Genomic DNA, 23,002 nt, shown 5'->3' on the forward strand with positions numbered 1-23,002 from the left:
TTTTATAGCTGATACTAAAGTAGTTGTTTTTCGTTTTAACTCTCTGACTTTATGAGTTTTTTAACGTTTTAGGAAGTATAGGGGAGGTACGGGAAAAGAAAATGCGGATATGGAATCCGCGTTATAAGGTTATTTAGTTTTAACTTCAACGATATTCCAATCTTCATCATTTATATCGGACAGAATCGAATCAAACCTTTCTTTATGAATGGCAATACATAACAAATGTGTTGGACGAGAAAAACCAACATAAGCCATTTTACATGTCTGTCTAATCTTATCTTTTCCTCCTATATTGCTATTAAGAGTATCAGTTATATTGACACCTTTTAACTGATTTCGTAATCTTTCTGATTCGTAATTACCATAACCTCTGTTGTAAAACGTTTCAAGGTACAAAGTCGCCGTATGAGTTTGTCCTTTTGCTGAGTGTACAGTTCCAATTTCAATGCTTACTTCATCAGAATCAAATGTGTTTTTTTGTGACTCATCCTCAATATCATCTGTATTAATTTCAGATTCTCCATTTATGAAGTTTACTGATAAAGTAACTTCTTTTTGAAAAATTGAGAGAAAGGATGGAATGTAATCTCTAATGGCAGTAATGGTGTCCGAGCTTTTCCCTCTGATACATTCAATAGACCATTTATAAAGGTTTAACTTCAAGTTTTCATACTCGTTGTTTTCAAGAGTTTTAAAGAAGTTAATTAATTTTCTTTTGGTGTATACTCTATCATTTTCATCTAAGACATTTTCTAAGCGGAGAACCTTTAGCAATGCATTCAAAACATTTTTACGTACAGATTCTAGGGTTTTTTTCTCTTTATTAAAGTACAGAATATAGTCTTCAAGGACTTTGAAATCTATTTGTTGACCAGAACTGGCTTTTGCAAATTGAGGCCAATAATCAGATAAACCCACTTTATCGTCATCATCATGTTTTTTTCTCCAAGCAACTGCCATAAACTTATGAGCTGGGTTTACTGGGATTGAATTAGAAGCTTGTAATTCTTTGATTTTTTCGGCAAATGAAGGAATTACAAGTTTTATTGTGTCATCCTCATAAACAAAGATTGTTGGTTTAATGTCAATAGCAGAACCATCAGGATTAAGGTTTCTTCCCACAACTGGATTTGGAGTTAGAGCAAGATTCTGTACCAAAGAAGCAACTCTTTGACTTAACCTATGACTACCATTGATATACATCACATTATCTCGAATGGACCATATGTTTTCAAGAGAGACGGAGCCCCCACTGTAGATGGCTTGGTTTTTATCACCAATTCTTTGAATTATTGACAGGGTAGATTCATCTGGATGAAAGACCTTTTCAATCAAATTGTGTTGATGAATATCCATGTCCTGCATTTCATCAACAAAGACGAACTTAAATCTTTTTTGTAGTAGATTTTTAATAGTAGAATTTGATTCAAGATATAGATTTGCTAAGAAATATGCATCATCATAATGCAATATTTCTTTAGTCTTTAACAGGTGGATTTTCAGACTTTTGAACCAACCATATAAGCTTGATTTCTCTTCAGCAGTATAATCTTGATAATTACGCCCCCTTCTTGGTTTTCTAATCTCGAGCTGATCACCATTCAAGCTTTTTCTTAAAATAATCTCGTTATCATTAATATCAAGTCGGTACTTGTAGAAAAGAGACTCGTCTATGTTCTTGAGATAAAGTATTTTTCTAAAATCATTATTCGAGAGACCAAGTTTATAGTGCCATGGAGAGTTAAGAATTTGTGACAACCTCTCATCATAAATTTCAGAGTCAATTCTTGAAGGTTTTTTCTTAAAACTGTTCGTATAGTAAGGAATTGCTAGGAATGTGTCAACGAAACTTTGAATTGTTCCTACAAAATTTGGATAAGTAAAAAGCTTAGGGCAATTCTTTCCTATTCGTTCTTTTATCTCATCTACAGCCGCATTAGTATGAGAAATTACTAGTACACCACGTCCACTTTTCAATGGCATATACCTTTCCAAGATAAGTAGTTTTGCTAGAAGAGCGGTTGTTTTTCCACTTCCAGGTACAGCTTGTAGGTCAAGGGTTTCTAGATTACGGATAAACAATCTTCTTTCTTCGTCAAACTCTTTTCCTTCAGGTAAAAGAACTTTTTCTGCGTATTCAATATCCGCGTTTGTTATATTAATTTCCTGCGGCATATCTTATGGCTTGGATTAGATATTTGATGCTTTCATCATTATTGATATCGATTACTATGGTTCGTTCATCAGGAGCCTTTTGTAAGTCTTCATCTATAGTCATTGCTAACCTGTAGGCAACTTCTGTTTTTCTTAGTTTCTTGTTCTTATCAATCAATTTAATAGCAAGCGTCTTTTCAAAATCAGTATCCCAATTAGTTCTTGTATGAATAGACTTACACACGCTTTGTAGAGTAGATGTTAGGCTATTTGATTTAAACAAAGAATATTCTAGAGTCCAGTTTGGTGCAGTATAATATTTTATAGATTGTTCAGATTTTGCATTGTTCGCATCAATAACTCCCTGTGTTTCAATCTGGACAGTGTTTTCAACTCTTTTTACAAAATCATCTCCATCTTTTTCATATTCTTTAATATCCGAATCTGTGATTACCGCTACCGGAATTTTCATAAATGGCTCTTCTTTCCTGAGGTATATCTTTGAGTAATGGTCGAATCCTGTATTTCCAATATTTACTATTGAGATTCCCTTTTCAGTTAGATTTATCCCTATAGCCTTTGCGATACTTGGAATTAATATTTCTTCTGCCCAACCTTCTACCAGAATAACTCCTTTAGCAAAAAATAGGTTTGCTTTCGTTGTATCTAGAAATTTTTCAAGAAACTTATAGTTATTAGAGCCTAATTTTGTGTATGTTGCTCCCATCGGGAAAGCATTGTTGTCATTACAAATGATTAAATTTTCAAGCTTTAGTTTTGATGCTAGATTAGGGCTATGAGTAGTTAAGATTAATTGAATATTTTCTTCGTTTTGTAGTGCTTCAATGATTTGCATTTGGGCTTGGGGATGAAGATGCGCTTCGAGTTCTTCAATTAATCCTAACCTTAAGCCACTCCAATTTTTCTTTTGGAGATGAAGTAATTCTGAAGCCATAAACAATCTATTTAGAGTTCCTAAACCAGGGTTTAGTTCATCCTTAATAGATAGCTCGAGTTTTTCTAAGATGTTTTTGAGACTATTACCAAGTACGCCAAAATTGGATTCTTTATTCGCTTCATAAAATGCCTCAATAAACCTATCTATTTCTTTCTTTAATTCACTACCCTTTAAATCTTCACCTTCGAGGTCTTCACCTTCCTTATTCTTTCCAATAAAATAATTTTTTACCTCTTCATTAAAATCTTTAAATAAGCTTACCAATCTATGGTCTTCACCCTTGCCCTTAAAAGCATCATGACCTTGAAGGATTTGTGTTAATCTTGAATTTTTACGAGGAATTAATTCAGATTTAGCATCTCGTAAGGGTTTGAGATAAGTTGTTTTTAAATATTCTCTAGCCTCTGCTGTAAGCTGATATCCCGTTTCATCGACTCCTGATCTAATCTCAGTTGGATAGATATATTGATCATTTAAATTCCTTGAAGCATCATAAATCAACCTTAAAAAAGGTTTTGCTTCGTCTCCTTCGCCAATCCACCCTAGCCATTCAGTGAAATTTTTGGCTTCATCATCTGAAAGGTTTTCAAACCTCAATTCAATCCGTAACCTATCTGAACCATCATAAAAATCATCCCAATCTAATCTGAACCACTCGTAACTATGAGTTTTTAACGTAAGTTTTATTGAGTCAACAATTGCACTTTTTCCAGAGTCATTTTCACCTATCAATACATTTATTCCTTTTGTGAAATTCAAATCTAAATTCGGGTTCTCTAAATCAATGGAAGAATTACTGCCAAACTTTCTAAAGTTCCATAGTTTAAGGTTTGATAAGTACATATTTTAATTTTGGTATAATTATTATTAAATATAAATGAAAGCCTAAATTTAGTTGTTCAACCTCACTCATTCTTACGGTTTTCCGCAACCTAAATTGCAGATATCCGCAAAACATACATTATTACACATATAATTACCATTTAATAACATAATAGTTGTTATTACTAATGATATTTTACTACTTTTAAATTGTTAATATGCAGTTATATAAGGTTTTAACTAGTGTTTTGCTGCTGGTTTTAAAGACTGTTGTAACTGTATGTGCACAAAAAAATAACTAACCAAACTAACTAAAAATTATGAAAACCCTAAGCACTTGCTTAGCACTCTTTTTTTATGTGCTATGCATTAACGGACAAACACAAACTATTAACTGTGAATTTGAAATTAAAAAGTTGAGTAGTACTTATGAAAACTACAACAAAACATTAGAAGAAAAGAAGCAAGAAATAGACGAAACCAAAAAGTCGATTACCCAAGAAAGCTTAGACAAGCTTAGTACTTTAATTAAGGATAGAAAAGCGTATATAGATTCACTAAACCTTACCTATGCTAAGTTTACTAGCTATAAAAACGTGTGTACCAACATTCCTGCAGATTCAATAGCTAGTTGGTTTCCTTATAAAGAACCACCTACACGAGAAACCATAGCCAAAGAAGCTGAACAAGAAGAAACGGTAGAAGAACCTGTAACCTATAGTTATTTTAATGAAAATATAATTATTAGTGAAGATATTAACGGAGCTGAGAAGACATCTAGAGAGAAAAAGGTGTTCAATCAGGTATTAAAACAAGTAAATCAAGAAACTTACCTAGGGGATATTACGATACCTAAAGATGGACAGGAGTTTTGTTTTTATAATAATAAATTTGAACGTCAAGATGAGGAAAAATATACGTATAAATTTAAAAAGATAGATATAGAAGTGCGTGATGGTAGTTTTGCTGATATACAGGTATTGGTAGAATATAAGGGAAGTTTGTTATTATTTGAAAATTATAAAGGTGTGAGTTTTCTAAGGTATAGTCATTGGGCAAGAAAAAACTACCTTTTTTATTCACAAAAACAACCAACAACCAATGTTGATGAAGCAGAATTTAAAGACCTTCGCATTCGTTTAAGTGATGTACTGATGTATAAGTACAAAATAGGAAATAACTACATACCATACGATTTAACGTTAGAACTGCCTAAAGAAGATATTGATGGAAATGAAACCAATTTAACTACAGCGGCAACCTATCAAATAAAACAAGATACTTACTTAGATAAAATAGTAGAACTACGCGCTTATACCGACTTTTTAGCACTCTTTGGAGAGTCTGATAATGGTTTAGTGCAACTAGAAGGAAATGCAAAGTTTTATATGCTTCCTTTTTCAAGGAGCATTAGCAACTTTCCTATTTTCTCTAGGTATATATCTTCTATCCAATTTGAGTATTTTAAATCGATTACCCCATACGTACACTACGCTAAGTTTGAAGAAGATAAAGGGTTAGTTGCTGCAACAGGTGGTGTAATAGGAAATACATTAGATTTGGTAGAAAAACGCTTTTTAACTGTTGGTGGTGAGATGAATTTATTTGAGATATATCAAAAGAGTTATCCTATGAGAATAGGTTTGTTTGCTGCAGCTGATTATAATCTTACAAGAGTTCAAAATGATACCCAAGGAGTAGAGAATATAAAAGCAGTTAGTTATGGATGGGGGGTTAATATGTCGTCAAAACGATTTAACAACTTCGGATTCAATTACAAACTGGGGTTTCACTGGTTTGATTACAAAAACTATAACGGCTCTAGCACTATAGATTTAGACTTTAAAGTGCCCGTAGTAAAAAATCAAGCAGAGGTGTTTTATCACCCTAACAAAAACCCAAATCAAGCTATTTTTGCAAGATTAGTAACCTATAATTACAAAGGAAGCGAAAGCGATGAGGCTTTTTATCAGTTTCAATTCGGGTATAAGTTCTCCTTAGGGTCAAGAACAGTAAAGAAATAATACATAAAAAGAGGTTATTTGTTAAGAATAACCTCTTTTTATATAACAGTTTTATGAGTTCTATTAAAATCTAACAAAATTCTAATTTCATGGTGTCACCTCGAACCTATGTGAGAGGTCTCAAGGCAATGAGTTACACCTTTTAATAAGATTCCTCTCTATCGTTATTTGTTAACGTCATTGCGAGTGATAATGAAGCAATCTCTAAGTTTTGAGTTCTAAATAAACAAATTACTTCGTCGTATCCTCCTCGTAATGAGGATAAAAAGAAACTTATTTTAGCTTATTTAAATACACCTTTGTACTTGGCATTTCAGCTACATTTATGGTGTCTGGAATATAGCCTTCTGCCTGAAGTACTACCAAGCCTTCTCTAAACTCATATAGATTTACAGTTCCATCAATATCTGATATAATTGTATCTGTTGGTTCTCTTAGATTAATTACTTTAACGTTTTTTATCAGGGTTTCCGTAGTATTTAAAACTTGTATATTCCAAATCCCCATAAAATGCCTTCGTTGGTGATAATCTTCACTAGAGTTCCATAAATATATAATTGTTATAGAGAATGTAAAAACTGATACAATAGTAAAAGAGAGGTAAATAAGTACTTTTAAATATAGCTTTTGTTTTCTAAATCGAGAACTAAGAATTAATATTAAAGAACCTAGTGCAAATAGTATGAGGAAAATTTTTACCATGTTTTATTTATTAGAACCTAACCTTAGTCTTCTAAAGGAAGTATTGCTTTCTTCTTTAAAGTTATAGTATCTGCTTTTTTATTTAGAAATGTGTACCCTACTACTTCACCACTATGAGTCCAAACCGTTCTTACTATCTTAGTTTTATAGCCTTTTTTGGAAAAGGATAATTTAGAAATAAAGTTGATGTCTTTTTTTAATTTGAAATACCCTTTAGAATCAGATAATGTTGAATTATTAAAGTCCAATTCTTTTACTTTTACATTTGGTAAAGCTCTGTTATCTTCATCTAAAATAACCCCGTGATGAAAAAGTCTTTTTTCTTTACAGGATAATAATAAAGCCATGAAAAATATGAATAGAAGTTTTCTCATTTTATTCTTTCCTCTTCATAAATAAAGTGTCTTTTCTATGAACGAATAACGATTTATCTCCTCTTCTGTTCGCTGTATAAGGAGAAATAGTATCTGAGATATAACCTTCTTTAACAAAAATTAATTCACTAATAAAATCTGCTTTTCTATTTAGATAAAAATAGCCATCACTTTTAGAATAGGTATACTGTGAATAAGATGAGCTTTCTATTATTTTTACTTTATTTATTGGCTCTTTGTTTTCATCTAATACATAGCCGTGGTAACAATCACATAGTTCTTGTTTGCAAGAAACTGTTAAAAGTAATAATGTTAGTAATAATACGTTTTTCATTTTAGCTACATAACATGTCTAGAATACGCTTACTTTTCAAGTGGTTTTAGGAAGATTGAATCATACAATATTGTTTCTTCTCCAAAACTTCCTCTTGTTCCTTTTTCAATTTTGATACTCTTGTATTTTGGATGTTTTAATTCCATTGAATAAAATAAAGGAACATGCCCGCCTTCAAAATTAAACATCACTCTTTTCTTTACTCTCTGTATGGTAAACTTTCCTTGGTTATCGGACTTTATCTGTTCATCATCAATCTGTATCAATACTCCTTTAACTGGTTTGTATGTTAAAGAATCGTATAGTGTTCCTTTAATTTCGGGTCTTTCTATTCTTGACGAACAAGAATTCAAAATAAGTGCTATTAATAGTAAGTAATAGAATCTCATTTTTATTTTATTGAAAATACTTGATGTATTTACTTTTATGACTAATTAAATAAATAGTATCTCCAGTAAAGTTTCTACTTATAAACTCTCCATTATGAGTACTGTATACAGGCAATGTATCTATCCTATAGTTATCTTTTTTTAAGATGATTTCATTCCCTATTAATGTTTCTTCTTTTAGAGTAAAAAAACCTTTCTCATCTGTTTGAGTTAATTTATCATCTTGTAAACTACATACTTTAACACCTTTTATGGGTTCTTTTGTATCTATATCATAGATATATCCGCTATAGTTAGTATTACAGCTTTGTATTAAAAAGATAAAAGCTAATAATGAATGGTGGATTTTCATTTTAATTTTATTTTAGTTAACCATATTAAACTTAAAACATCTTTTGTAGATGCAACTCTTCTTTTATGATAATTGGGTTGGTTATACCATTCTCCTAGCTCGTTTTCTCTATAATACGGCATTATATCTATTTCTCCTTCTAAAGGAATTCTTGGTGCTGATGATTTACGAAATTGAAATACCGTATTTACACTTCCTTTATGACCGTAGCTGTAAAAAGTTCCTCCATATGCTTTTAAAATAGTGTGTCCTATTTCGTGAGCTGATGTATCCTTAAATTGAACATCTTCATTTCCTATTCTCTGGTATGCCCACTTTTTCGAATATTTAATATAACCTACATTATAACAAATAGCTTCTCTAGAAAAAATATTTCCCGCGTAAGATATTGGATCTTCAACGGTTCCTGGATTTCCTGAACGCATCCAAGAATTATTAGTATTAAAAATTAAACTAACATCATCCATTGTTTTCTGTGTTGTATTTATTGCGTTTACATAAACTTCATATTTTTCACCGTCAATATCAACATCTTTTGCTATGTAGTGATTCCTGTTTCTACCCCAATGATAGTTTAACCCTTCCAAAGCTAATTTTTCTAAATCTTCAAAGCTTTTTGTTATACTCTTAATAGGAATTTTACCATAATCTGACAATGTTTTTTGTGGTATTTTATCCCAAGGACATACTTCTTTTGAAGTTCTCATTCCTGGGTTAAGATGATCTCTATGAATAACCTCTTTACACTCTATTCCTCTTGCTCCTCCATCTTTTAAGTTAACACGTAATGTAACATCTATTCTTTTAGAGTTTTTATCAATCTTTACATCTACCCATTTAACCTCATCGTAACGCATACTAAAATCTAACTTTTTTCTGCTATAGTTATTTGAGTTATCTACGCCAATAGTATACAAGTTTAAATTTTCGTATTGTGTTAGTTTAGCAGTGTCTAAAATTCCTCCACTATCAAACCCATCCCATTTCCAAATGTGTTCTCCTTGTTTTAGCTTGTTAGCATCAGTTATTTTTTCTTCAAAAATCACCGAGCTTCCATCTCTAATTTGTAGCGTTAGTTCCTTGGCATTATTATCGGCTATTTGGTAAGTAAATTGTACAAAGCCTCTTTCACTATTTCCGCTGTAATCAGCTATTCCTAGGGGGACAAAACTTGGCATATTACGATAATTTTGGGGTTACACTAAAGTTTGTACCGTCACTAGAAACGGTACTGCCATTATTAGTTACTTCTTTTTGTGCTCCAGAAAGTGTTTTTCTCCAGTACGTAGAATATTCTATCGAAGAATTAGGCATTTTTACTCCTGCACACGTAATAATTAATCGGTCTTTTATAGGCTGGTCGTTTGTATTAGAAAAAATAGTTTCAAACTTTTTAAGGTAGCAATCAAAAAAAGTCATTGTTTTAGAACCTCCTTTTAAATATGGGTAGTATATTTTTAACTCTAGTTGGTCTATAGCATTTTCTTTACAAGCCCACTCTTCAAAATCAGTATTACTACCTGATTCTATTTCTAATTCTAAACCTACAAAGTTAGCGGAGCTTGTGGGTTGGTCAGAAACGTTTATATTTCTATTAAAACCAAAGTTATAGGTTAGTACTTCTATCTCTCTGTTATTAAACAACAGCATAGTTCTATATTTCATAGCATCTTTTTTAGTTATATTTTTTTCTTGTTGAAGTAATCTTTAGCAATTTCAACGTATCAAACCTACAATTTTTCTATTTAAAAAGCTAGCATATTTATTATTAAATCTCTTTGTACTAAGCAAATACGGAGCGTGTACTTTGTTTGTACTTAATAGGTACTTCTACTAACTTTATTTAAGGTTAAATACTTTGAAAGAATGCTTGGTTGTTAGCGTATGGATTTTAAATAATGAGATAACTACGTCGCTATTGCTACTCGTTATGACGGTTGTTTTTTAGAGCCAAGAGAATAGACCGCTTCGCTGTTAGAGTAAAGACTTATTTATAGGTCTTTGTTCTATTCTCTTTTTTCTATATTCTTTTTATCATCCAGTGTCACTTCGAGTAAAATTATTGAAATGAAATAAAAATAATTTTGTATCGAGAAGTTTTCTAATAGTTCTCGATACTATTTTTATTTCGTTATCACTCAATAAAAATCACTCGAACTGACAGTGATTACAATAAAAAAAGAGTAACACTTTTCAATGAGATTCCTTCTCAGTTGCTTTGCAACATACTTTCAATTAAAATATATCTTAATTTCAGTGACGTTCGGAATAACTGTATGTCTTGTGACCTACAAGAAATTCTTTGAAAATCAAGACAGCAGTGATGGATGTAAGATAAAAAGCTGTTTGAGCGATAGCGAGTTCTTTTTATCAGTGGAGGATGTCGTAGTATTTTCTCACGATTTTATTGTAAGTCTTGATTTTTGTTTCTTTTTATCAAGAAAAAGAATACCACAATAATCTTTGAGGAAAAACTTCTCTTTATAACGTTGTTATGAGACAAACGTGTAGTTTTTATGTTTGGGACTCTAAATAAATAGATTACTTCGTCATACCTTCCTCGGAATGATGGTTTGTAAAAGTATTTTTACTTATACTACTTACTTTACAGCTATATTTGCATATAGTAAAAAGAAAATAGTACCGTCTTAATGACACATCCTTTACGACAACATATTGAAGAAATTATACCTCTTACTGATGAGGAATTCGCCTATATTCTAAGTTTTTTTCAGCCTATTACTAAACGTAAACATCAATATTTACTGCAAGAGGGCGAAACTGCCAATAAAGAATATTGGGTGGTTAAAGGTTGTGTAAAGAGCTATTTTATTGAAGATAGCGGTAAAGAGCATATTCTTCAATTTGCTATGGAAAATTGGTGGATTACCGATTATGAATCATTTGTAAAGCAACTACCTTCTAAAACAGCAATTGATTGTATTGAAGATTGTGAATTGTTGTATATCACTTATGAAAACCGTGATAAACTAACTGCCTCTTTGCACAAAATGGAACGTTTTTGGGCTAAAAAGAGTAAAATGGGCAGAATAGCTCTTCAAAAAAGAATTGTATCGCTCTTACAAAATTCTGCAAAAGAACGATACGACCAACTGTTAGAACAATACCCTACCCTTTTTCAACGGGTTCCTAAAAAAATGATTGCTGCTTATTTAGGGGTTTCTAGAGAAACTCTTAGCAGGCTTAATTCTTAGTTTTTAATATTTCTTATTGTTTGCATGTGACATACATCACTTTAAAGGTGTGACATAGCTCCTGTCTAAAGTTGTACGTCCACTGCAACTTTGTAGTATAATTTTAAAACATATTATTATGCCTTTTGTAAACATTAAAGTTACCGACGAACAGGTAACCCAAGAACAAAAACGTCAACTTATTGAAGGAACAACGCAGCTTTTAGTTGATGTACTCCAAAAAAATCCTGCAACTACCCATATTGTTATTGAAGAAGTTCCTATGGGTAATTGGGGGCACGATGGTAAACAGTATTTAGGAACTAAAAAATAAGACTCATGAAGAACAAAACTGCAATTATTACAGGAGCTTCAACAGGTATTGGTAAAGAAATTGCTAAACTTTTTATAGAAAAAGGATGCAATGTAGTAATGAATGCTTCTAATGAAGAAAACCTACAAAAAGCTTATAAAGAGTTAGGTAGTCCGTTAAACGCTGTGCTTCTTGTTGGAGACATTAGTAAACAAGAAACAAGTAAACAATTAGTAGTCTTAGCTTTAGAAAAATTCAATAGTATAGATGTACTCATTAACAACGCAGGAATCTTTGCTCCTAAACCTTTTTTAGAGGTTGAAGAAAGCGATTTAGAGTTGTACTGGAATGTGAATTTAAAAGGAACTTATTTTGCCTCTCAAGCTGTTATTCCGAGTATGGTAGCACAAAAAAATGGAGCTATTATAAATATAGGAACTGTTTTAGTAGATCATGCTATAGCTGGTTTCCCTGCTACTGCTCCTTTAATGAGCAAAGGTGCAATTCATACCTTAACCAGACAACTCGCTGCTGAGTTTGGAAATGATAATATCAAAGTAAACACAATTGCTCCGGGTATTATTAGAAGTCCGCTACAAAGCAAAATAGGTATTGAAGACGCTGATAGTTTAGCTGGGTTACACTTGTTAAACCGTATTGGTGAGGTAACTGATATTGCTGAAGCTGCTTACTATTTAGCTTTTTCAAATTTTGTTACAGGTGAAACTATGAATGTGGCTGGTGGTCACACCGTTGGTCATGCCATTTAAAACTAAAAAAGATGTATAAAGAGAATATAACAGCAATAGAACTTTTAGTAACGAACTACTTTGAGGGTATTTTTTATGGAGATACTCAAAAACTTCAATCATGCTTTCATAACAATACTCCTATTTATGGAGATATTAAAGGCGCTGACTATTTTAAAAGTTCTGAAAATTATATTGAAGGGGTTGCTAACAGGCAAAGTCCAAATGATTTAAAAGAAACTTTTAACATGAAAATTGTAGGGGTTGATATTATGGGGAAAATAGCCATGGCAAAGTTACATGTACCTATGTTGGGTTATAATTACTATGACTATTTATCTCTAAACAAAATAGAGAATGAATGGAAAATTGTAGCTAAGGTTTTTACGCATGTAGAATAACCTTATAAACAAAAGCGGTTTGGATGTTTATCTAAACCGCTTTGTTTTTATTACTAACAACAAGCCTAATAATTTTTCTCATTTGATAGAGATTCCTCACTATCGTTCGGAATGACCGTAATCACCTATTTTATAATCCTAACCACTTTGTAAACTCTGCTGTTTTGTTTTGACTGGTTTTTAAAATTGTTTGGCTGTTTTTTAGATTAATAGCCACAACATTTTTATTGTACCTACTTATCTTTTCTATATAGTTTCTATTGAGTAGTTCGCCTCTATTAATTTTAAAAAACACGTTAGGATTTATCATTTCTTCTAATGCTTTTAAAGAAGATTGATTTAATACATGCTTTTTATTACTTATATCGTATGCAGTTACAATTCCATAATCTGCTTGAAAATACATTACCTCATCCACCTTTAAGAAATAGGTATATTGAGAGGATTTAACAGCGATAAAATCTTGATAGCTTTTAGGAGCTTGAGCTGTTTGATTTGCTAAGTAAGCATCTAATTTTTGTAAAACATTATGATCGCTTTCAACCTTCATTGAGTTTTTTAAGCTTGAGTACTTGTATACCGCTTTTTCAAACCGTTCAAACGAATACGGTTTTAATAAATACTCTATTCCACTGGTTTCAAAAGCATGCATCCAAAACTGGTTGTAGGCTGTTATAAATATAATTGGTGTTTGAATTGCTAGCTTTTTATAGGCATCAAAAACATTACCGTCTCGTAGCTCTATATCAGAAAAAATCAAGTCAATATCAGAAGTTGATTCAAAAAACTGAAGCACTTCTTCTACTGTTTCAAACTCTTCTACCACAGTAATAGGTTTATGATAACTTTCTATATACTTTTTCAGCTTTTTTCTAGCTGGTAACTCATCTTCAACTATAAGTGCTTTTATCATTTCTAAACAGGTTTATGAGGTAGTATTAATGGTAAAACAACTTCAAACTTTTTTTCAGTTTCGCGTATCTTAATAGTATTTTCAGCAAGCAATTCAAATTGTTTTGATAGGTTAGCCAATGCCACTCCATTACCTTTTCTTTTTTTAGAATACAACGCTTTGTTATTCGTTACTTTAATTCCTTTATCTTCTGTAATGGTAATTTGTACAGGAAATTCAAAGGTTCCTTTATTATGAGTAATGGCATTTTCTATAAGAACTTGTAAACAAAATGGTGGTACTACAATGTTTTTTGTATACAATACTGGTGCTATGTGTAGTTGATAATACCCCTGATATTTTTCTTCCATTAGCTTAAAATATCCTTCTGCAAAAAACAACTCTTCTTTTAATGAAACCAATTGCTTATCTGCACTATGTAAACTATACCTATACAACTCTGAAAATCGATTTAAAAACAAAGAAGCTCTTTCCGTGTCTTCATCAATAAGCTGATCTAAAACATTTAAATTATTGAATAGAAAGTGAGGGTTTAATTGGTTTTTTAATTGTGTAATCTCGTTTTTAGCTTTACTTATTTCATAGGCAGCTACCTGTTTTTGATACGCTACATTTTCTTTGTAATACAAGTAGGCTAATGAAAATCCACCAAAAATAATAAAGTCAATTACAGAGTTTATATTGACGTATATTATATGATAAACAGAACCAAAGTTTCTGGAATAAGTATCAAAAATGAACGCGACAATTAATCCAAAACTATTTCCTATCACTAAATATGTTAACAAGCCTATTCCAAAAAAACGCACATATCTCCTACTTAATGAAGTCTGCTTTTTTGAGTTTTTATTAATACTCTTTTTGATAAAACTAACCCACCAAAAAATAAAAACTGCTTTAAAAAAATACCAAAAAGGAGCATCAGGGTAAAAGATAAAATCTTTCCAAGAATCTGAATTCCCAAATTGATTTTTTAAAATAAATATTAAGCAAAAGGTAAAGAGAAAGATTAAAAATGTAGCATTTTCTCTAAAAAAGGATGTGTTTGTTTTCATATCAGTACTCACAAATATATCAAATTTGCGATGAAATCTTTGAAAGAATCTCACCGCAAACTCTAGCATTCCTATTTATCTTCTGGCCAAGTACTTACTGTATTTCCTTTCTCATCATAGGCTTCTAATTTTATTTTATTATCCTCGTCTATAATAAACTTAGCTCTTGTTTTTCCATTAGTGTCATATAAAAACAATCCATTTTGTTTTCCTGGTGTTTGTCCTAAAGCTACCCTAGGTACTCCTCCTATCATTCCTTTTTGTTGATATTCTTTAAACTTAGCTCTTTTCTCTTCCAAATCATTGATTGCTTTTAATTCCTCTCCTATTTTTAGGGACATTTCTTGGGTTTCGTTGTCTCCTCGATCATTAAACACTAACCTACCTGCTTTGTATCTTTTCCCATTTTTCTTAGCATCGGTAGTTATGAGTTGCATTACTTGGTCTCCATCGTATTGATCAAACGTTAACGATAATCCTGAACTATGTCCTTTTTCAGTTTTTTTACCATCATAAATAAATCCACCACACTCTATACCTTCTTCATTATAAAAAAGCATTCCTGCCCTCTTTTTTCTTTCGTGATATACTCTTCCATTAATCTTATCGCCTTTGCCAGGAAAGTTTGCTGTGTTAGTAATAAGCATTTTTACCGTTCCGTCATTTTCAATAATATTAATTCTTTTTACGTCAATGGTATCAAATTGTGTATTTCCTTTATTTTTAAAGGCTACAGTAGTTAAAACTCCTATTAGTGCTGTTATACTTACTGCAAATGTTCTTAAAAAAATAAGTTCTCTTTTTGGGTTCATCATGGTATGTTTTATAATTAGATACCTCAAAAGTATTTAAGGCTTACATTCTTTAAAACGTCTTTTTTATAAACTCAGGAAAATAAATGATAAACTAAGGAATATAAACAATAAAAAACCACCGACTTTAATTCGGTGGTTTAAAAATATGTATTAAGGTTAGTTATTTCTTAGTACATGTTTTGTAATGCTGTAATATCGTTACCATTAAACTCTCCGTCTTCGTTAGAGCTAAAGCAAGCTAACATAACTGAAGTTGAATCGTATCCTGTTGGTGTACCAGACACATGGTTAGCTCCTACACCAGCAGTTCCTTCGTTAGTGTTTTGTCCACAACTTTGACGGCTAAACCAATCAGTATGTCTAAATCCTACTGAATGTCCTATTTCATGTGTAATTACATGCTCGTTTACATTTGTTGTGTACCCTGATAATCCGTAGATTTGCACCCACTTGTAAGGTAAACCTCCACTTGGAAAACCTGCGCTACCACCTGATCCAGATTGATTTGGATTACGATAAACTACCATATCTTTATTGGAATAATCAGTTCCAAAACTTAAAGTAAAACTAATAGATACTCCGCTTAAATTATTGTAATTATCTACCGCCCATTGTAGTGCTGTTTGCTCTTTACTAGAAAGACCATATCCACCACCACCTGTATATCCTATAATAGAAATATTTCTACCTTGAGATACTAAGTTATTGGTTGAGTATTGACGTCCAGATTGATTATCATCCTTAGCCTTTGCTAAAGTAAATAACTCTTGTTCTGTCATTACTACATCTTCTTCTAAAAATAAGCGCACTTCTGATGTTCCGTCAGGAAAGTAAAAATTATCATAACGAATATGATCTACATTTAACTCTAATTTAGCTGCAGCATCAACAACCTCTTGAGGTACAGGTTTGAGCCCTGGGTTATCGCTATATTGTAGTATAGCATCCGGCTCTTTAATTTGTTCGTTTTCACTTGAACATGAGGTGAAGAACACACCTACTGACAAGCCCATAATTAGGGCTAACTTTGTTTTTTTCATAATATGAAGGGTTTTATAATTCACTGTAAATCTACACTTTAGAACTAAATATTTAAAATAAAACCTAAAAAAACGTTAAAAAAAAGAATATTTAAACAGAAAAATCATAAAATATTAAATACCAAACAAATAAGCGGTTTTTTAAACAATTAAAAAACACGATATCAATTACTTAAAAACAAAACTTCCTTTAACAGAAATGGTTAAAGGAAGTTTACGGTTAATTTACAGTATTTATAACTTATATAATAGTGCTTTGACCCATGTGTATGTTTTGGAAGTTCATATCACTATCTTCTTGATTATAGATGTAGTCCGCAATAAAATCTCCTACTTTACTAGTAGAAAATGGATTCTCTGAATTGATATCTTCGGTAGTAATTCCTAATTCTAATGATTTTTGAACGGCTACTTCTACTACTTTAGCTTCTTGCATTAAACCTAAATGCTCTAATAACATTGCTGCCGATAAAATAGATGCTAACGGATTTGCAATATCTTTTCCTTTTGCTTGTGGAAAAGATCCATGAATAGGCTCAAATAGTGCATTTTCTTTTCCTACTGAAGCAGATGCTAACAAACCTATAGAACCTCCTATAACGCTTGCTTCATCTGAAAGTATGTCTCCGAAAAGATTTTCTGTTAGAATTACATCAAACTGTTTTGGATTTAAAATTAATTGCATTGCAGCATTATCTACAAATAAGAAATCAACTTCAACATCTGGATATTGTGTTGCCAATGCTGTTACTGCTTTACGCCATAACCTTGACGTTTCTAATACATTAGCTTTATCTACCAATGTTAGTTTTTTACGTCTTTTTTGAGCTGCTTGAAAGGCTAAATGCGCCATTCGTTCAATTTCTTCTACGGTGTATGAACAACCGTCAAAAGCATGTTGTCCGTCGTCACTCAACTCTTTAATTCCAAAATAAATTCCTCCAGTCAATTCTCTATAAATAGTAATATCGGTTCCTTCAATTCTATCTTTCTTTAATGGTGAATTATGAAGTAACGTGTCATATGCTTTTACTGGACGCACATTACAAAACAATCCTAATTCTTTTCTTAAACGTAATAATCCTTGTTCTGGACGTACTTTTGCTGTAGGGTCATTATCGTATTTTGGATCTCCAATAGCTCCAAATAAAATAGCATCACTCTTTTTACACAATTCAATGGTTTCATCTGGCAACGGGTTTCCTGTTTTATCAATAGCACAGGCTCCCATTAATGTTTCTGTAAATAAAAATGTGTGGTCAAACACATTACCAACAGCTCTAAGCACTTTTTTTGCCTGTTCTGTTACTTCTGGTCCTATTCCATCTCCTGGTATTACCGTTATATTGTACTTCATCTTTTTACTTTTATTTCATTGTTGCTTCAAAAGCTGTTATTGTATCTTTTTTACTGATTAAAAAATCTATATCGTCGTAACCATTTATCATACATAGCTTTTTGTATGGATTGATTTCAAAATCTACATTACCTATAGGTGTTTTTAGTGTTTGATTTTCTAAATCTACTATAATGGTTGTATCTGGTAATTCAGTTACTTTTTTTAACAGTTTTGCTAAATATTCTTTGGGTACTTGTACTGGTAATATTCCATTGTTAAGTGCATTTCCTTTAAATATATCCGCAAAAAAACTACTGATAACTACTTTAAATCCGTAACCCGCTAATGCCCATGCAGCATGTTCTCTACTTGAACCACAGCCAAAATTATCTCCTGCTATCAAGATACTTCCAGTATAATTTTTGTTGTTTAAAACAAAGTCTTCATTTATACTTCCGTTCTTTTTGTAACGCCAATCTCTAAATACATTATCTCCGAATCCTTCTTTATTGGTTGATTTTAAAAATCGTGCAGGTATAATTTGATCGGTATCTATATTCTCGGTTGGTAGTGGTACTGCGGTATCTATTAGTTTAACAAATTTCTCCATTAGTTTAATTCTTTTGTAAAGTCAGTAATTTTTCCTTCAACAGCCGTAGCAGCTGCCATTAACGGACTTGCTAAAATGGTTCTTGCTCCTTGTCCCTGACGTCCTTCAAAGTTTCTGTTTGAAGTTGATACACAGTATTCTCCTTCTGGTATTTTATCGTCATTCATTGCTAAACATGCTGAACATCCTGGTTGTCGTAATTGAAATCCTGCTGCTTCAAAAACTTCTTGTAAGCCTTCTAGCTTTATTTGTTTTGCTACTTGTTGAGAACCTGGTACTAACCACGCATTTACATTTGCTGCTTTTTGTTTTCCTTTTATATAGTCTGCTGCAACTCTAAAATCTTCTATTCTTGAGTTTGTGCAACTTCCAATAAATACATAGTTAACGGGCGTATTTATTAATGATGCTCCTTTTTGAAAGTTCATATATTGTAATGACTTTTCAAAGGAAACATCATTAAACTGGGGAATATTTTCTGAAATTTTTATTCCCATTCCTGGGTTGGTTCCGTAGGTAAGCATTGGTTCTATGTCTTCTGCCTTAAAAGTGTATTCTTTATCAAATTTTGCACTTTTATCAGTCTTTAATGTTTTCCAATAGGCTACTTTGTTATCAAACTCGTCTCCTTTTGGTGCAAACTCACGTCCTTTTACATATTCAAAAGTGGTTTCATCAGGAGCAATCATACCGCCTCTGGCTCCCATTTCAATACTCATATTACACACAGTCATACGTCCTTCCATAGACATTTCTTCAAACACATTTCCTGCATATTCGCAGAAGTATCCTGTACCTGAATTTGTTCCTAATTGTGCTATGATATACAAGATTACATCTTTAGGTAGCACTCCTTTTTTCAACTTACCGTTTACATTTACACGCAAACTTTTTGGCTTTTCTAATAACAAACATTGACTTGCAAATACTTGAGCTACTTGGCTTGTTCCAATACCAAAAGCAATGGTACCAAAAGCACCGTGTGTTGATGTATGACTATCTCCACAAACCATAGTCATTCCTGGTTGCGTAATTCCTAACTCGGGAGCCATTACATGTACAATTCCATTATATCGATGTCCTAAACCATATAAAGTAATATCATTTTCTTTACAGTTTTGTGTTAACTGCTCTAGTTGATGCCTTGACAGTTTGTCTTTTATGGGTAAATGTTGATTTACGGTTGGCGTATTATGATCGGCTGTTGCTACTGTTTTGTCTGGTCGTGCAATCGGAATCTTACGCTCTTTTAACTCATTAAATGCTTGCGGACTCGTTACTTCATGAATTAAATGTTTGTCTATATATAAAATCTGCGGTCCGTCTTTAACAGTGTCTACCACATGCGCATCCCATACTTTATCAAATAATGTCTTTCCCATTAAGCTATGGCTATTTTTGAAATTTTATTTACTTGTTTCATAATCTGATGAATGTCTTCGTCGATTACTTCTTTTTGTCTGTCAGCAAACTGTAAGAATGTTTTATAAGCTGTATCTAACTGAATTTTAGTCAGCTCATACCCTATCTTTTTTGCTCGGTATGCTAAGGCTGCTCTTCCGCTTCTTGCAGTTAATACAATAGCACTTTCTGTAACTCCTACATCTGCTGGATCAATAATTTCATAGGTTTCACGGTTCTTGATTACTCCATCTTGATGAATTCCTGAACTATGAGCAAAGGCATTTGCTCCTACAATAGCTTTATTTGGTTGTACAGGCATTCCCATACGCTCGCGAACCATCATACTTGTATCGTACAATAATTTGGTATTGATATCTGTTTGAAGATTTAAATATGGATGCTGCTTTAAAATCATCACCACCTCTTCTAATGCTGTATTTCCTGCTCGCTCTCCTATTCCGTTAACCGTACATTCTATCTGACGTGCACCATTGATAGCTCCTGCAATAGAATTTGCAGTAGCCAATCCTAAATCGTTATGGCAGTGACAAGAAATAATTACATTTTCAATACCTTTAACATTGTCTTTTAGGTATTTAATTTTTGCTCCGTATTCTTCAGGTAAACAATACCCTGTAGTATCTGGAATATTCAACACTGTTGCTCCTGATTTTATAACTTCTTCACAAACTTTGGCTAAAAAAGCATTATCGGTTCTACCTGCATCTTCTGCATAAAACTCCACATCGCCTACAAAGTTTTTAGCATACGAAACAGCTTCTTTTGCTCGCCTAATCACTTCTTCTTTCGAAGCATTAAATTTATACTGAATATGTGAATCACTGGTACCAATCCCCGTATGAATCCTAGGCTTGTTAGCAAACTTTAAAGCATCTGCTGCTACTTCTATGTCTTTTTTAACGGCTCTTGTTAATCCGCAAACAGCAGCATTTTTAACCAATTTAGCTATTTCTTGTACTGATGTAAAATCTCCTGGGCTTGATACTGGGAAACCTGCTTCTATTACATCAACTCCTAAAAAATCGAGTCTTTCTGCAATAATTAGTTTTTGTTGGGTATCTAATTTACATCCTGGGACTTGCTCTCCGTCTCGTAATGTGGTATCGAAAATTTGAATTTTATCGCTTTGCATAAATCTAACTATGATTATCAAAATAAAAACCAAATGTATATATTGGCTTTTCTAGCAAGCTCTTTTTTAATGGGTTAGTTACGATATCAAAACAACAAAAAACAAAAACAAAACACTGAAAAACAAAAAGTTATGCGTAAACCAATTACATTCTCCAATCAACAAAATGATGCTTTGTTTGTTTTGATTAAGTCTTTATCAAAGTCAGAAAAACGTCAGTTTAATTTATATGTTGGTCGTTTAGGGGGTAATGTAGATGCGAAATTTTTTGCGCTTTTTAAATTGCTTGAAAAACAAAAGAGTTATAACGAAAGGGCCATTATAGATAGCGGTGTGGTTAGTAAACAGCAATTATCTAACTTAAAAGCACATTTATACAAGCAAATACTTATTAGTCTTCGTATGAATCCTTCTCATAAAAACATTCGAATTCAAATACGTGAGCAGTTAGATTTTGCTACTGTTTTATATCAAAAAGGACTATACAAACAGAGTTTAAAGCTGCTTGACAAAGCAAAAAATATGGCGGTTGAGAATGAAGAGAAGAATATTGCCTATGAAATTGTTGAGCTTGAAAAGGTTATTGAAAGTCAGTATATAACCCGAAGTATTGATACACGTTCTGACGAATTAACTGTTCAAGCAAAAGAGCTTAGTATGCAAAATGTTATTGCTAGTAAGTTATCTAATCTGTCATTACAATTGTATGGTACGTTGCTGAAAAATGGCTACGTAAAAAACGATGAAGAGCTGCAAGGAGTGAATACTTATTTTTACTCTAAACTTCCTGAATATACGTATGAAGACTTGGGTTTTAGAGAAAAATTATGGTTATACAAAGCACATTTGTGGCATAGCTTTTTAACGCAGGATTTTTTACAGTGTTATAAGTATGCTAACAAATGGGTAGATTTATTTAAGCATGATACTAAGAATATTTCTTTGCATCCTGTTTTTTATTTAAAAGGAAAAAACTACTTATTAGAGAGCTTATTTTTTATAAAGCATTATGATAAGTTTAAAGAAGAGCTTTCTTTATTTGAAAAGGAAATTAAAGAAAAAAGTATTCCGCAAAATAGCAATACTGAAATCTTAACTTTTCTATATTATTATGCTAACAAATTGCACTTACATTTCTTAGAGGGTAGTTTTTCTGAGGGTGAATATTTAGTAGCTATTATTAATGATAAGATTAATAGTTATAAGGATCGTCTTGATAATCATCATATCGTTGTATTTTACTATAAAATTGCTTGTTTGTACTTTGGTATGGGTAAAAACAAAGAGTGTATTTTGTATTTAAATAAGATCATTAAACCTAAAAATATTCAAGTAGCTAACGATTTACAGTGTTTTGCTAGGGTGCTTTCTTTAATTGCTCATTACGAGTGTGGCTTGGATTATGATTTGGAGCGACAGTTTAAAGATACCTATCGTTTTTTACTTAAAATGGAAAATTTACAAGAGGTTCAAAAAGAGTTTATTTCTTCAATAAAAGCGTTGGGAGATGTATATCCGCATCAAATAAAAAAGGAGTTAAAAAAAGTACACAGTCGCCTTAAGGTTTATGAGAATCATCCTTATGAAAAAAGAGCCTTTTTATATTTAGACATCCTTTCTTGGCTTGAAAGTAAGATTGAAAATAAACCTGTGGCACAAATTATTAAAGAGAAATTTGTTAGTTCTCAAAAGTGTTGAGATTGATATTTAAACCTGAAATACTCTTTATTATTTTCAATTAAGTTAACTAATTTAAATAACTGGTAAATACCTAAAATCAAAAACGGAATGCTAATTAATAGTTTAAGCATTTCTATTTTGTTTTACCTTAACTTTTACTCGTTAGTACGATGAGAGCATGTTTATAACTCATTTTTATAAGATTCCTCCTCCTACCTCGTCGG

At 32.0% G+C, this 23,002-nt stretch carries 23 protein-coding genes; 6 read left to right on the forward strand and 17 right to left on the reverse strand.

The features are described 5' to 3' along the window. Positions 1-129 precede the first annotated feature (129 nt). Together ABHQ57_RS13250 and ABHQ57_RS13255 are read right to left on the reverse strand one after the other, a co-directional pair. Complete coding sequence (locus ABHQ57_RS13250) at positions 130-2,178, reverse strand: UvrD-helicase domain-containing protein (protein WP_389863934.1); 2,049 nt, start codon at positions 2,176-2,178, stop codon at positions 130-132. Beyond that, positions 2,162-3,958 carry an ATP-dependent endonuclease gene (locus ABHQ57_RS13255; RefSeq protein ID WP_389863936.1) on the reverse strand — a complete coding sequence of 599 codons (1,797 nt, stop codon included), beginning with the start codon at positions 3,956-3,958 and terminating at the stop codon, positions 2,162-2,164. The genes ABHQ57_RS13250 and ABHQ57_RS13255 overlap by 17 nt, the downstream gene beginning before the upstream one ends. A 299-nt stretch (positions 3,959-4,257) precedes the next feature. On the opposite strand from ABHQ57_RS13255, the gene ABHQ57_RS13260 reads away from it, so the two are divergent. Beyond that, positions 4,258-5,961: a hypothetical protein gene (locus ABHQ57_RS13260; RefSeq protein ID WP_389863938.1), complete on the forward strand. Its 1,704-nt coding sequence runs from the start codon at positions 4,258-4,260 to the stop codon at positions 5,959-5,961. A gap of 273 nt (positions 5,962-6,234) precedes the next feature. On the opposite strand, the gene ABHQ57_RS13265 is transcribed toward ABHQ57_RS13260, so the two are convergent. From ABHQ57_RS13265 to tssD, 7 genes are read right to left on the reverse strand one after another with little or no spacing between them, the layout of a single operon-like run. Further along, on the reverse strand, positions 6,235-6,663 hold the full coding sequence (locus ABHQ57_RS13265) for a hypothetical protein (protein WP_073183695.1): 429 nt from the start codon (positions 6,661-6,663) through the stop codon (positions 6,235-6,237). 23 nt (positions 6,664-6,686) lie between these two features. Next, positions 6,687-7,010: a carboxypeptidase-like regulatory domain-containing protein gene (locus tag ABHQ57_RS13270; RefSeq protein WP_047789059.1), complete on the reverse strand. Its 324-nt coding sequence runs from the start codon at positions 7,008-7,010 to the stop codon at positions 6,687-6,689. A 28-nt stretch (positions 7,011-7,038) separates the two neighbouring features. Then, positions 7,039-7,371: a hypothetical protein gene (locus tag ABHQ57_RS13275; RefSeq protein WP_047789060.1), complete on the reverse strand. Its 333-nt coding sequence runs from the start codon at positions 7,369-7,371 to the stop codon at positions 7,039-7,041. A gap of 29 nt (positions 7,372-7,400) precedes the next feature. Further along, positions 7,401-7,760: a hypothetical protein gene (locus tag ABHQ57_RS13280; RefSeq protein ID WP_389863941.1), complete on the reverse strand. Its 360-nt coding sequence runs from the start codon at positions 7,758-7,760 to the stop codon at positions 7,401-7,403. Positions 7,761-7,767: 7 nt separating this feature from the next. Further along, complete coding sequence (locus tag ABHQ57_RS13285) at positions 7,768-8,112, reverse strand: hypothetical protein (RefSeq protein WP_173360359.1); 345 nt, start codon at positions 8,110-8,112, stop codon at positions 7,768-7,770. Continuing rightward, positions 8,109-9,290 carry a hypothetical protein gene (locus ABHQ57_RS13290; RefSeq protein WP_389863943.1) on the reverse strand — a complete coding sequence of 394 codons (1,182 nt, stop codon included), beginning with the start codon at positions 9,288-9,290 and terminating at the stop codon, positions 8,109-8,111. The genes ABHQ57_RS13285 and ABHQ57_RS13290 overlap by 4 nt, the downstream gene beginning before the upstream one ends. Before the next feature lies 1 nt (position 9,291). Then, the gene (gene tssD / locus ABHQ57_RS13295; protein WP_281979899.1) at positions 9,292-9,777 is read right to left on the reverse strand and encodes a type VI secretion system tube protein TssD; all 486 of its coding nucleotides are present in this window, start codon (positions 9,775-9,777) and stop codon (positions 9,292-9,294) included. Positions 9,778-10,763: 986 nt separating this feature from the next. On the opposite strand from tssD, the gene ABHQ57_RS13300 reads away from it, so the two are divergent. From ABHQ57_RS13300 to ABHQ57_RS13315, 4 genes are all read left to right on the forward strand, one after another. After that, positions 10,764-11,327 carry a Crp/Fnr family transcriptional regulator gene (locus ABHQ57_RS13300; protein ID WP_159611570.1) on the forward strand — a complete coding sequence of 188 codons (564 nt, stop codon included), beginning with the start codon at positions 10,764-10,766 and terminating at the stop codon, positions 11,325-11,327. Positions 11,328-11,445: 118 nt separating this feature from the next. Continuing rightward, the gene (locus tag ABHQ57_RS13305; RefSeq protein ID WP_073183706.1) at positions 11,446-11,640 is read left to right on the forward strand and encodes a 4-oxalocrotonate tautomerase family protein; all 195 of its coding nucleotides are present in this window, start codon (positions 11,446-11,448) and stop codon (positions 11,638-11,640) included. Between the two features lie 5 nt (positions 11,641-11,645). Next, entirely contained in the window at positions 11,646-12,389 is a 744-nt protein-coding gene (locus ABHQ57_RS13310) for an SDR family NAD(P)-dependent oxidoreductase (protein ID WP_389863946.1), read from the forward strand. Positions 12,390-12,400: 11 nt separating this feature from the next. After that, complete coding sequence (locus tag ABHQ57_RS13315; protein WP_047789070.1) at positions 12,401-12,769, forward strand: nuclear transport factor 2 family protein; 369 nt, start codon at positions 12,401-12,403, stop codon at positions 12,767-12,769. Between the two features lie 130 nt (positions 12,770-12,899). On the opposite strand, the gene ABHQ57_RS13320 is transcribed toward ABHQ57_RS13315, so the two are convergent. The 8 genes from ABHQ57_RS13320 to ABHQ57_RS13355 all read right to left on the reverse strand — a co-directional run bounded on the left by ABHQ57_RS13320 (position 12,900) and on the right by ABHQ57_RS13355 (position 21,098). Then, the gene (locus ABHQ57_RS13320) at positions 12,900-13,682 is read right to left on the reverse strand and encodes a LytR/AlgR family response regulator transcription factor (RefSeq protein WP_389863949.1); all 783 of its coding nucleotides are present in this window, start codon (positions 13,680-13,682) and stop codon (positions 12,900-12,902) included. A 2-nt stretch (positions 13,683-13,684) separates the two neighbouring features. After that, positions 13,685-14,737: a sensor histidine kinase gene (locus ABHQ57_RS13325; RefSeq protein ID WP_389863951.1), complete on the reverse strand. Its 1,053-nt coding sequence runs from the start codon at positions 14,735-14,737 to the stop codon at positions 13,685-13,687. A gap of 71 nt (positions 14,738-14,808) precedes the next feature. Continuing rightward, a complete protein-coding gene (locus tag ABHQ57_RS13330; protein ID WP_196781612.1) occupies positions 14,809-15,552 on the reverse strand; it encodes a hypothetical protein in 744 nt (247 codons plus the stop codon). A 167-nt stretch (positions 15,553-15,719) separates the two neighbouring features. After that, the gene (locus ABHQ57_RS13335) at positions 15,720-16,592 is read right to left on the reverse strand and encodes a M57 family metalloprotease (RefSeq protein ID WP_047789074.1); all 873 of its coding nucleotides are present in this window, start codon (positions 16,590-16,592) and stop codon (positions 15,720-15,722) included. A 241-nt stretch (positions 16,593-16,833) separates the two neighbouring features. Beyond that, a complete protein-coding gene (gene leuB, locus ABHQ57_RS13340) occupies positions 16,834-17,949 on the reverse strand; it encodes a 3-isopropylmalate dehydrogenase (RefSeq protein ID WP_073183714.1) in 1,116 nt (371 codons plus the stop codon). Between the two features lie 10 nt (positions 17,950-17,959). Next, positions 17,960-18,541: a 3-isopropylmalate dehydratase small subunit gene (gene leuD / locus ABHQ57_RS13345; protein WP_073183717.1), complete on the reverse strand. Its 582-nt coding sequence runs from the start codon at positions 18,539-18,541 to the stop codon at positions 17,960-17,962. Further along, entirely contained in the window at positions 18,541-19,923 is a 1,383-nt protein-coding gene (gene leuC, locus ABHQ57_RS13350; protein WP_073183719.1) for a 3-isopropylmalate dehydratase large subunit, read from the reverse strand. Before leuC ends, leuD begins: the two co-directional genes overlap by 1 nt. Beyond that, a complete protein-coding gene (locus ABHQ57_RS13355) occupies positions 19,923-21,098 on the reverse strand; it encodes a 2-isopropylmalate synthase (protein ID WP_073183722.1) in 1,176 nt (391 codons plus the stop codon). The genes leuC and ABHQ57_RS13355 overlap by 1 nt, the downstream gene beginning before the upstream one ends. 132 nt (positions 21,099-21,230) lie before the next feature. Between ABHQ57_RS13355 and ABHQ57_RS13360 the strand changes: the two genes are divergently transcribed. After that, positions 21,231-22,796 (forward strand): hypothetical protein, encoded by a 1,566-nt coding sequence (locus tag ABHQ57_RS13360; protein ID WP_073183724.1) that lies wholly within the window; start codon positions 21,231-21,233, stop codon positions 22,794-22,796. Positions 22,797-23,002: the final 206 nt, after the last annotated feature.

This window comes from Tenacibaculum sp. ZH5_bin.1, assembly GCF_042865525.1.
GTDB lineage: Bacteria > Bacteroidota > Bacteroidia > Flavobacteriales > Flavobacteriaceae > Polaribacter > Polaribacter mesophilus.

Bases quoted from the DNA above. Each gene is read 5' to 3' on its own strand.
- ABHQ57_RS13310 (WP_389863946.1), top strand. From the start codon at position 11,646: ATGAAGAACAAAACTGCAATTATTACAGGAGCTTCAACAGGTATTGGT.
- leuC (WP_073183719.1), bottom strand. From the start codon at position 19,923: ATGGGAAAGACATTATTTGATAAAGTATGGGATGCGCATGTGGTAGAC.
- ABHQ57_RS13300 (WP_159611570.1), top strand. From the start codon at position 10,764: ATGACACATCCTTTACGACAACATATTGAAGAAATTATACCTCTTACT.
- leuD (WP_073183717.1), bottom strand. From the start codon at position 18,541: ATGGAGAAATTTGTTAAACTAATAGATACCGCAGTACCACTACCAACC.
- ABHQ57_RS13255 (WP_389863936.1), bottom strand. From the start codon at position 3,958: ATGTACTTATCAAACCTTAAACTATGGAACTTTAGAAAGTTTGGCAGT.
- ABHQ57_RS13250 (WP_389863934.1), bottom strand. From the start codon at position 2,178: ATGCCGCAGGAAATTAATATAACAAACGCGGATATTGAATACGCAGAA.
- leuB (WP_073183714.1), bottom strand. From the start codon at position 17,949: ATGAAGTACAATATAACGGTAATACCAGGAGATGGAATAGGACCAGAA.
- ABHQ57_RS13335 (WP_047789074.1), bottom strand. From the start codon at position 16,592: ATGAAAAAAACAAAGTTAGCCCTAATTATGGGCTTGTCAGTAGGTGTG.
- ABHQ57_RS13315 (WP_047789070.1), top strand. From the start codon at position 12,401: ATGTATAAAGAGAATATAACAGCAATAGAACTTTTAGTAACGAACTAC.
- ABHQ57_RS13290 (WP_389863943.1), bottom strand. From the start codon at position 9,290: ATGCCAAGTTTTGTCCCCCTAGGAATAGCTGATTACAGCGGAAATAGT.
- ABHQ57_RS13360 (WP_073183724.1), top strand. From the start codon at position 21,231: ATGCGTAAACCAATTACATTCTCCAATCAACAAAATGATGCTTTGTTT.
- ABHQ57_RS13265 (WP_073183695.1), bottom strand. From the start codon at position 6,663: ATGGTAAAAATTTTCCTCATACTATTTGCACTAGGTTCTTTAATATTA.
- ABHQ57_RS13285 (WP_173360359.1), bottom strand. From the start codon at position 8,112: ATGAAAATCCACCATTCATTATTAGCTTTTATCTTTTTAATACAAAGC.
- tssD (WP_281979899.1), bottom strand. From the start codon at position 9,777: ATGAAATATAGAACTATGCTGTTGTTTAATAACAGAGAGATAGAAGTA.
- ABHQ57_RS13355 (WP_073183722.1), bottom strand. From the start codon at position 21,098: ATGCAAAGCGATAAAATTCAAATTTTCGATACCACATTACGAGACGGA.
- ABHQ57_RS13320 (WP_389863949.1), bottom strand. From the start codon at position 13,682: ATGATAAAAGCACTTATAGTTGAAGATGAGTTACCAGCTAGAAAAAAG.
- ABHQ57_RS13270 (WP_047789059.1), bottom strand. From the start codon at position 7,010: ATGGCTTTATTATTATCCTGTAAAGAAAAAAGACTTTTTCATCACGGG.
- ABHQ57_RS13305 (WP_073183706.1), top strand. From the start codon at position 11,446: ATGCCTTTTGTAAACATTAAAGTTACCGACGAACAGGTAACCCAAGAA.
- ABHQ57_RS13275 (WP_047789060.1), bottom strand. From the start codon at position 7,371: ATGAAAAACGTATTATTACTAACATTATTACTTTTAACAGTTTCTTGC.
- ABHQ57_RS13325 (WP_389863951.1), bottom strand. From the start codon at position 14,737: ATGAAAACAAACACATCCTTTTTTAGAGAAAATGCTACATTTTTAATC.
- ABHQ57_RS13260 (WP_389863938.1), top strand. From the start codon at position 4,258: ATGAAAACCCTAAGCACTTGCTTAGCACTCTTTTTTTATGTGCTATGC.
- ABHQ57_RS13330 (WP_196781612.1), bottom strand. From the start codon at position 15,552: ATGATGAACCCAAAAAGAGAACTTATTTTTTTAAGAACATTTGCAGTA.
- ABHQ57_RS13280 (WP_389863941.1), bottom strand. From the start codon at position 7,760: ATGAGATTCTATTACTTACTATTAATAGCACTTATTTTGAATTCTTGT.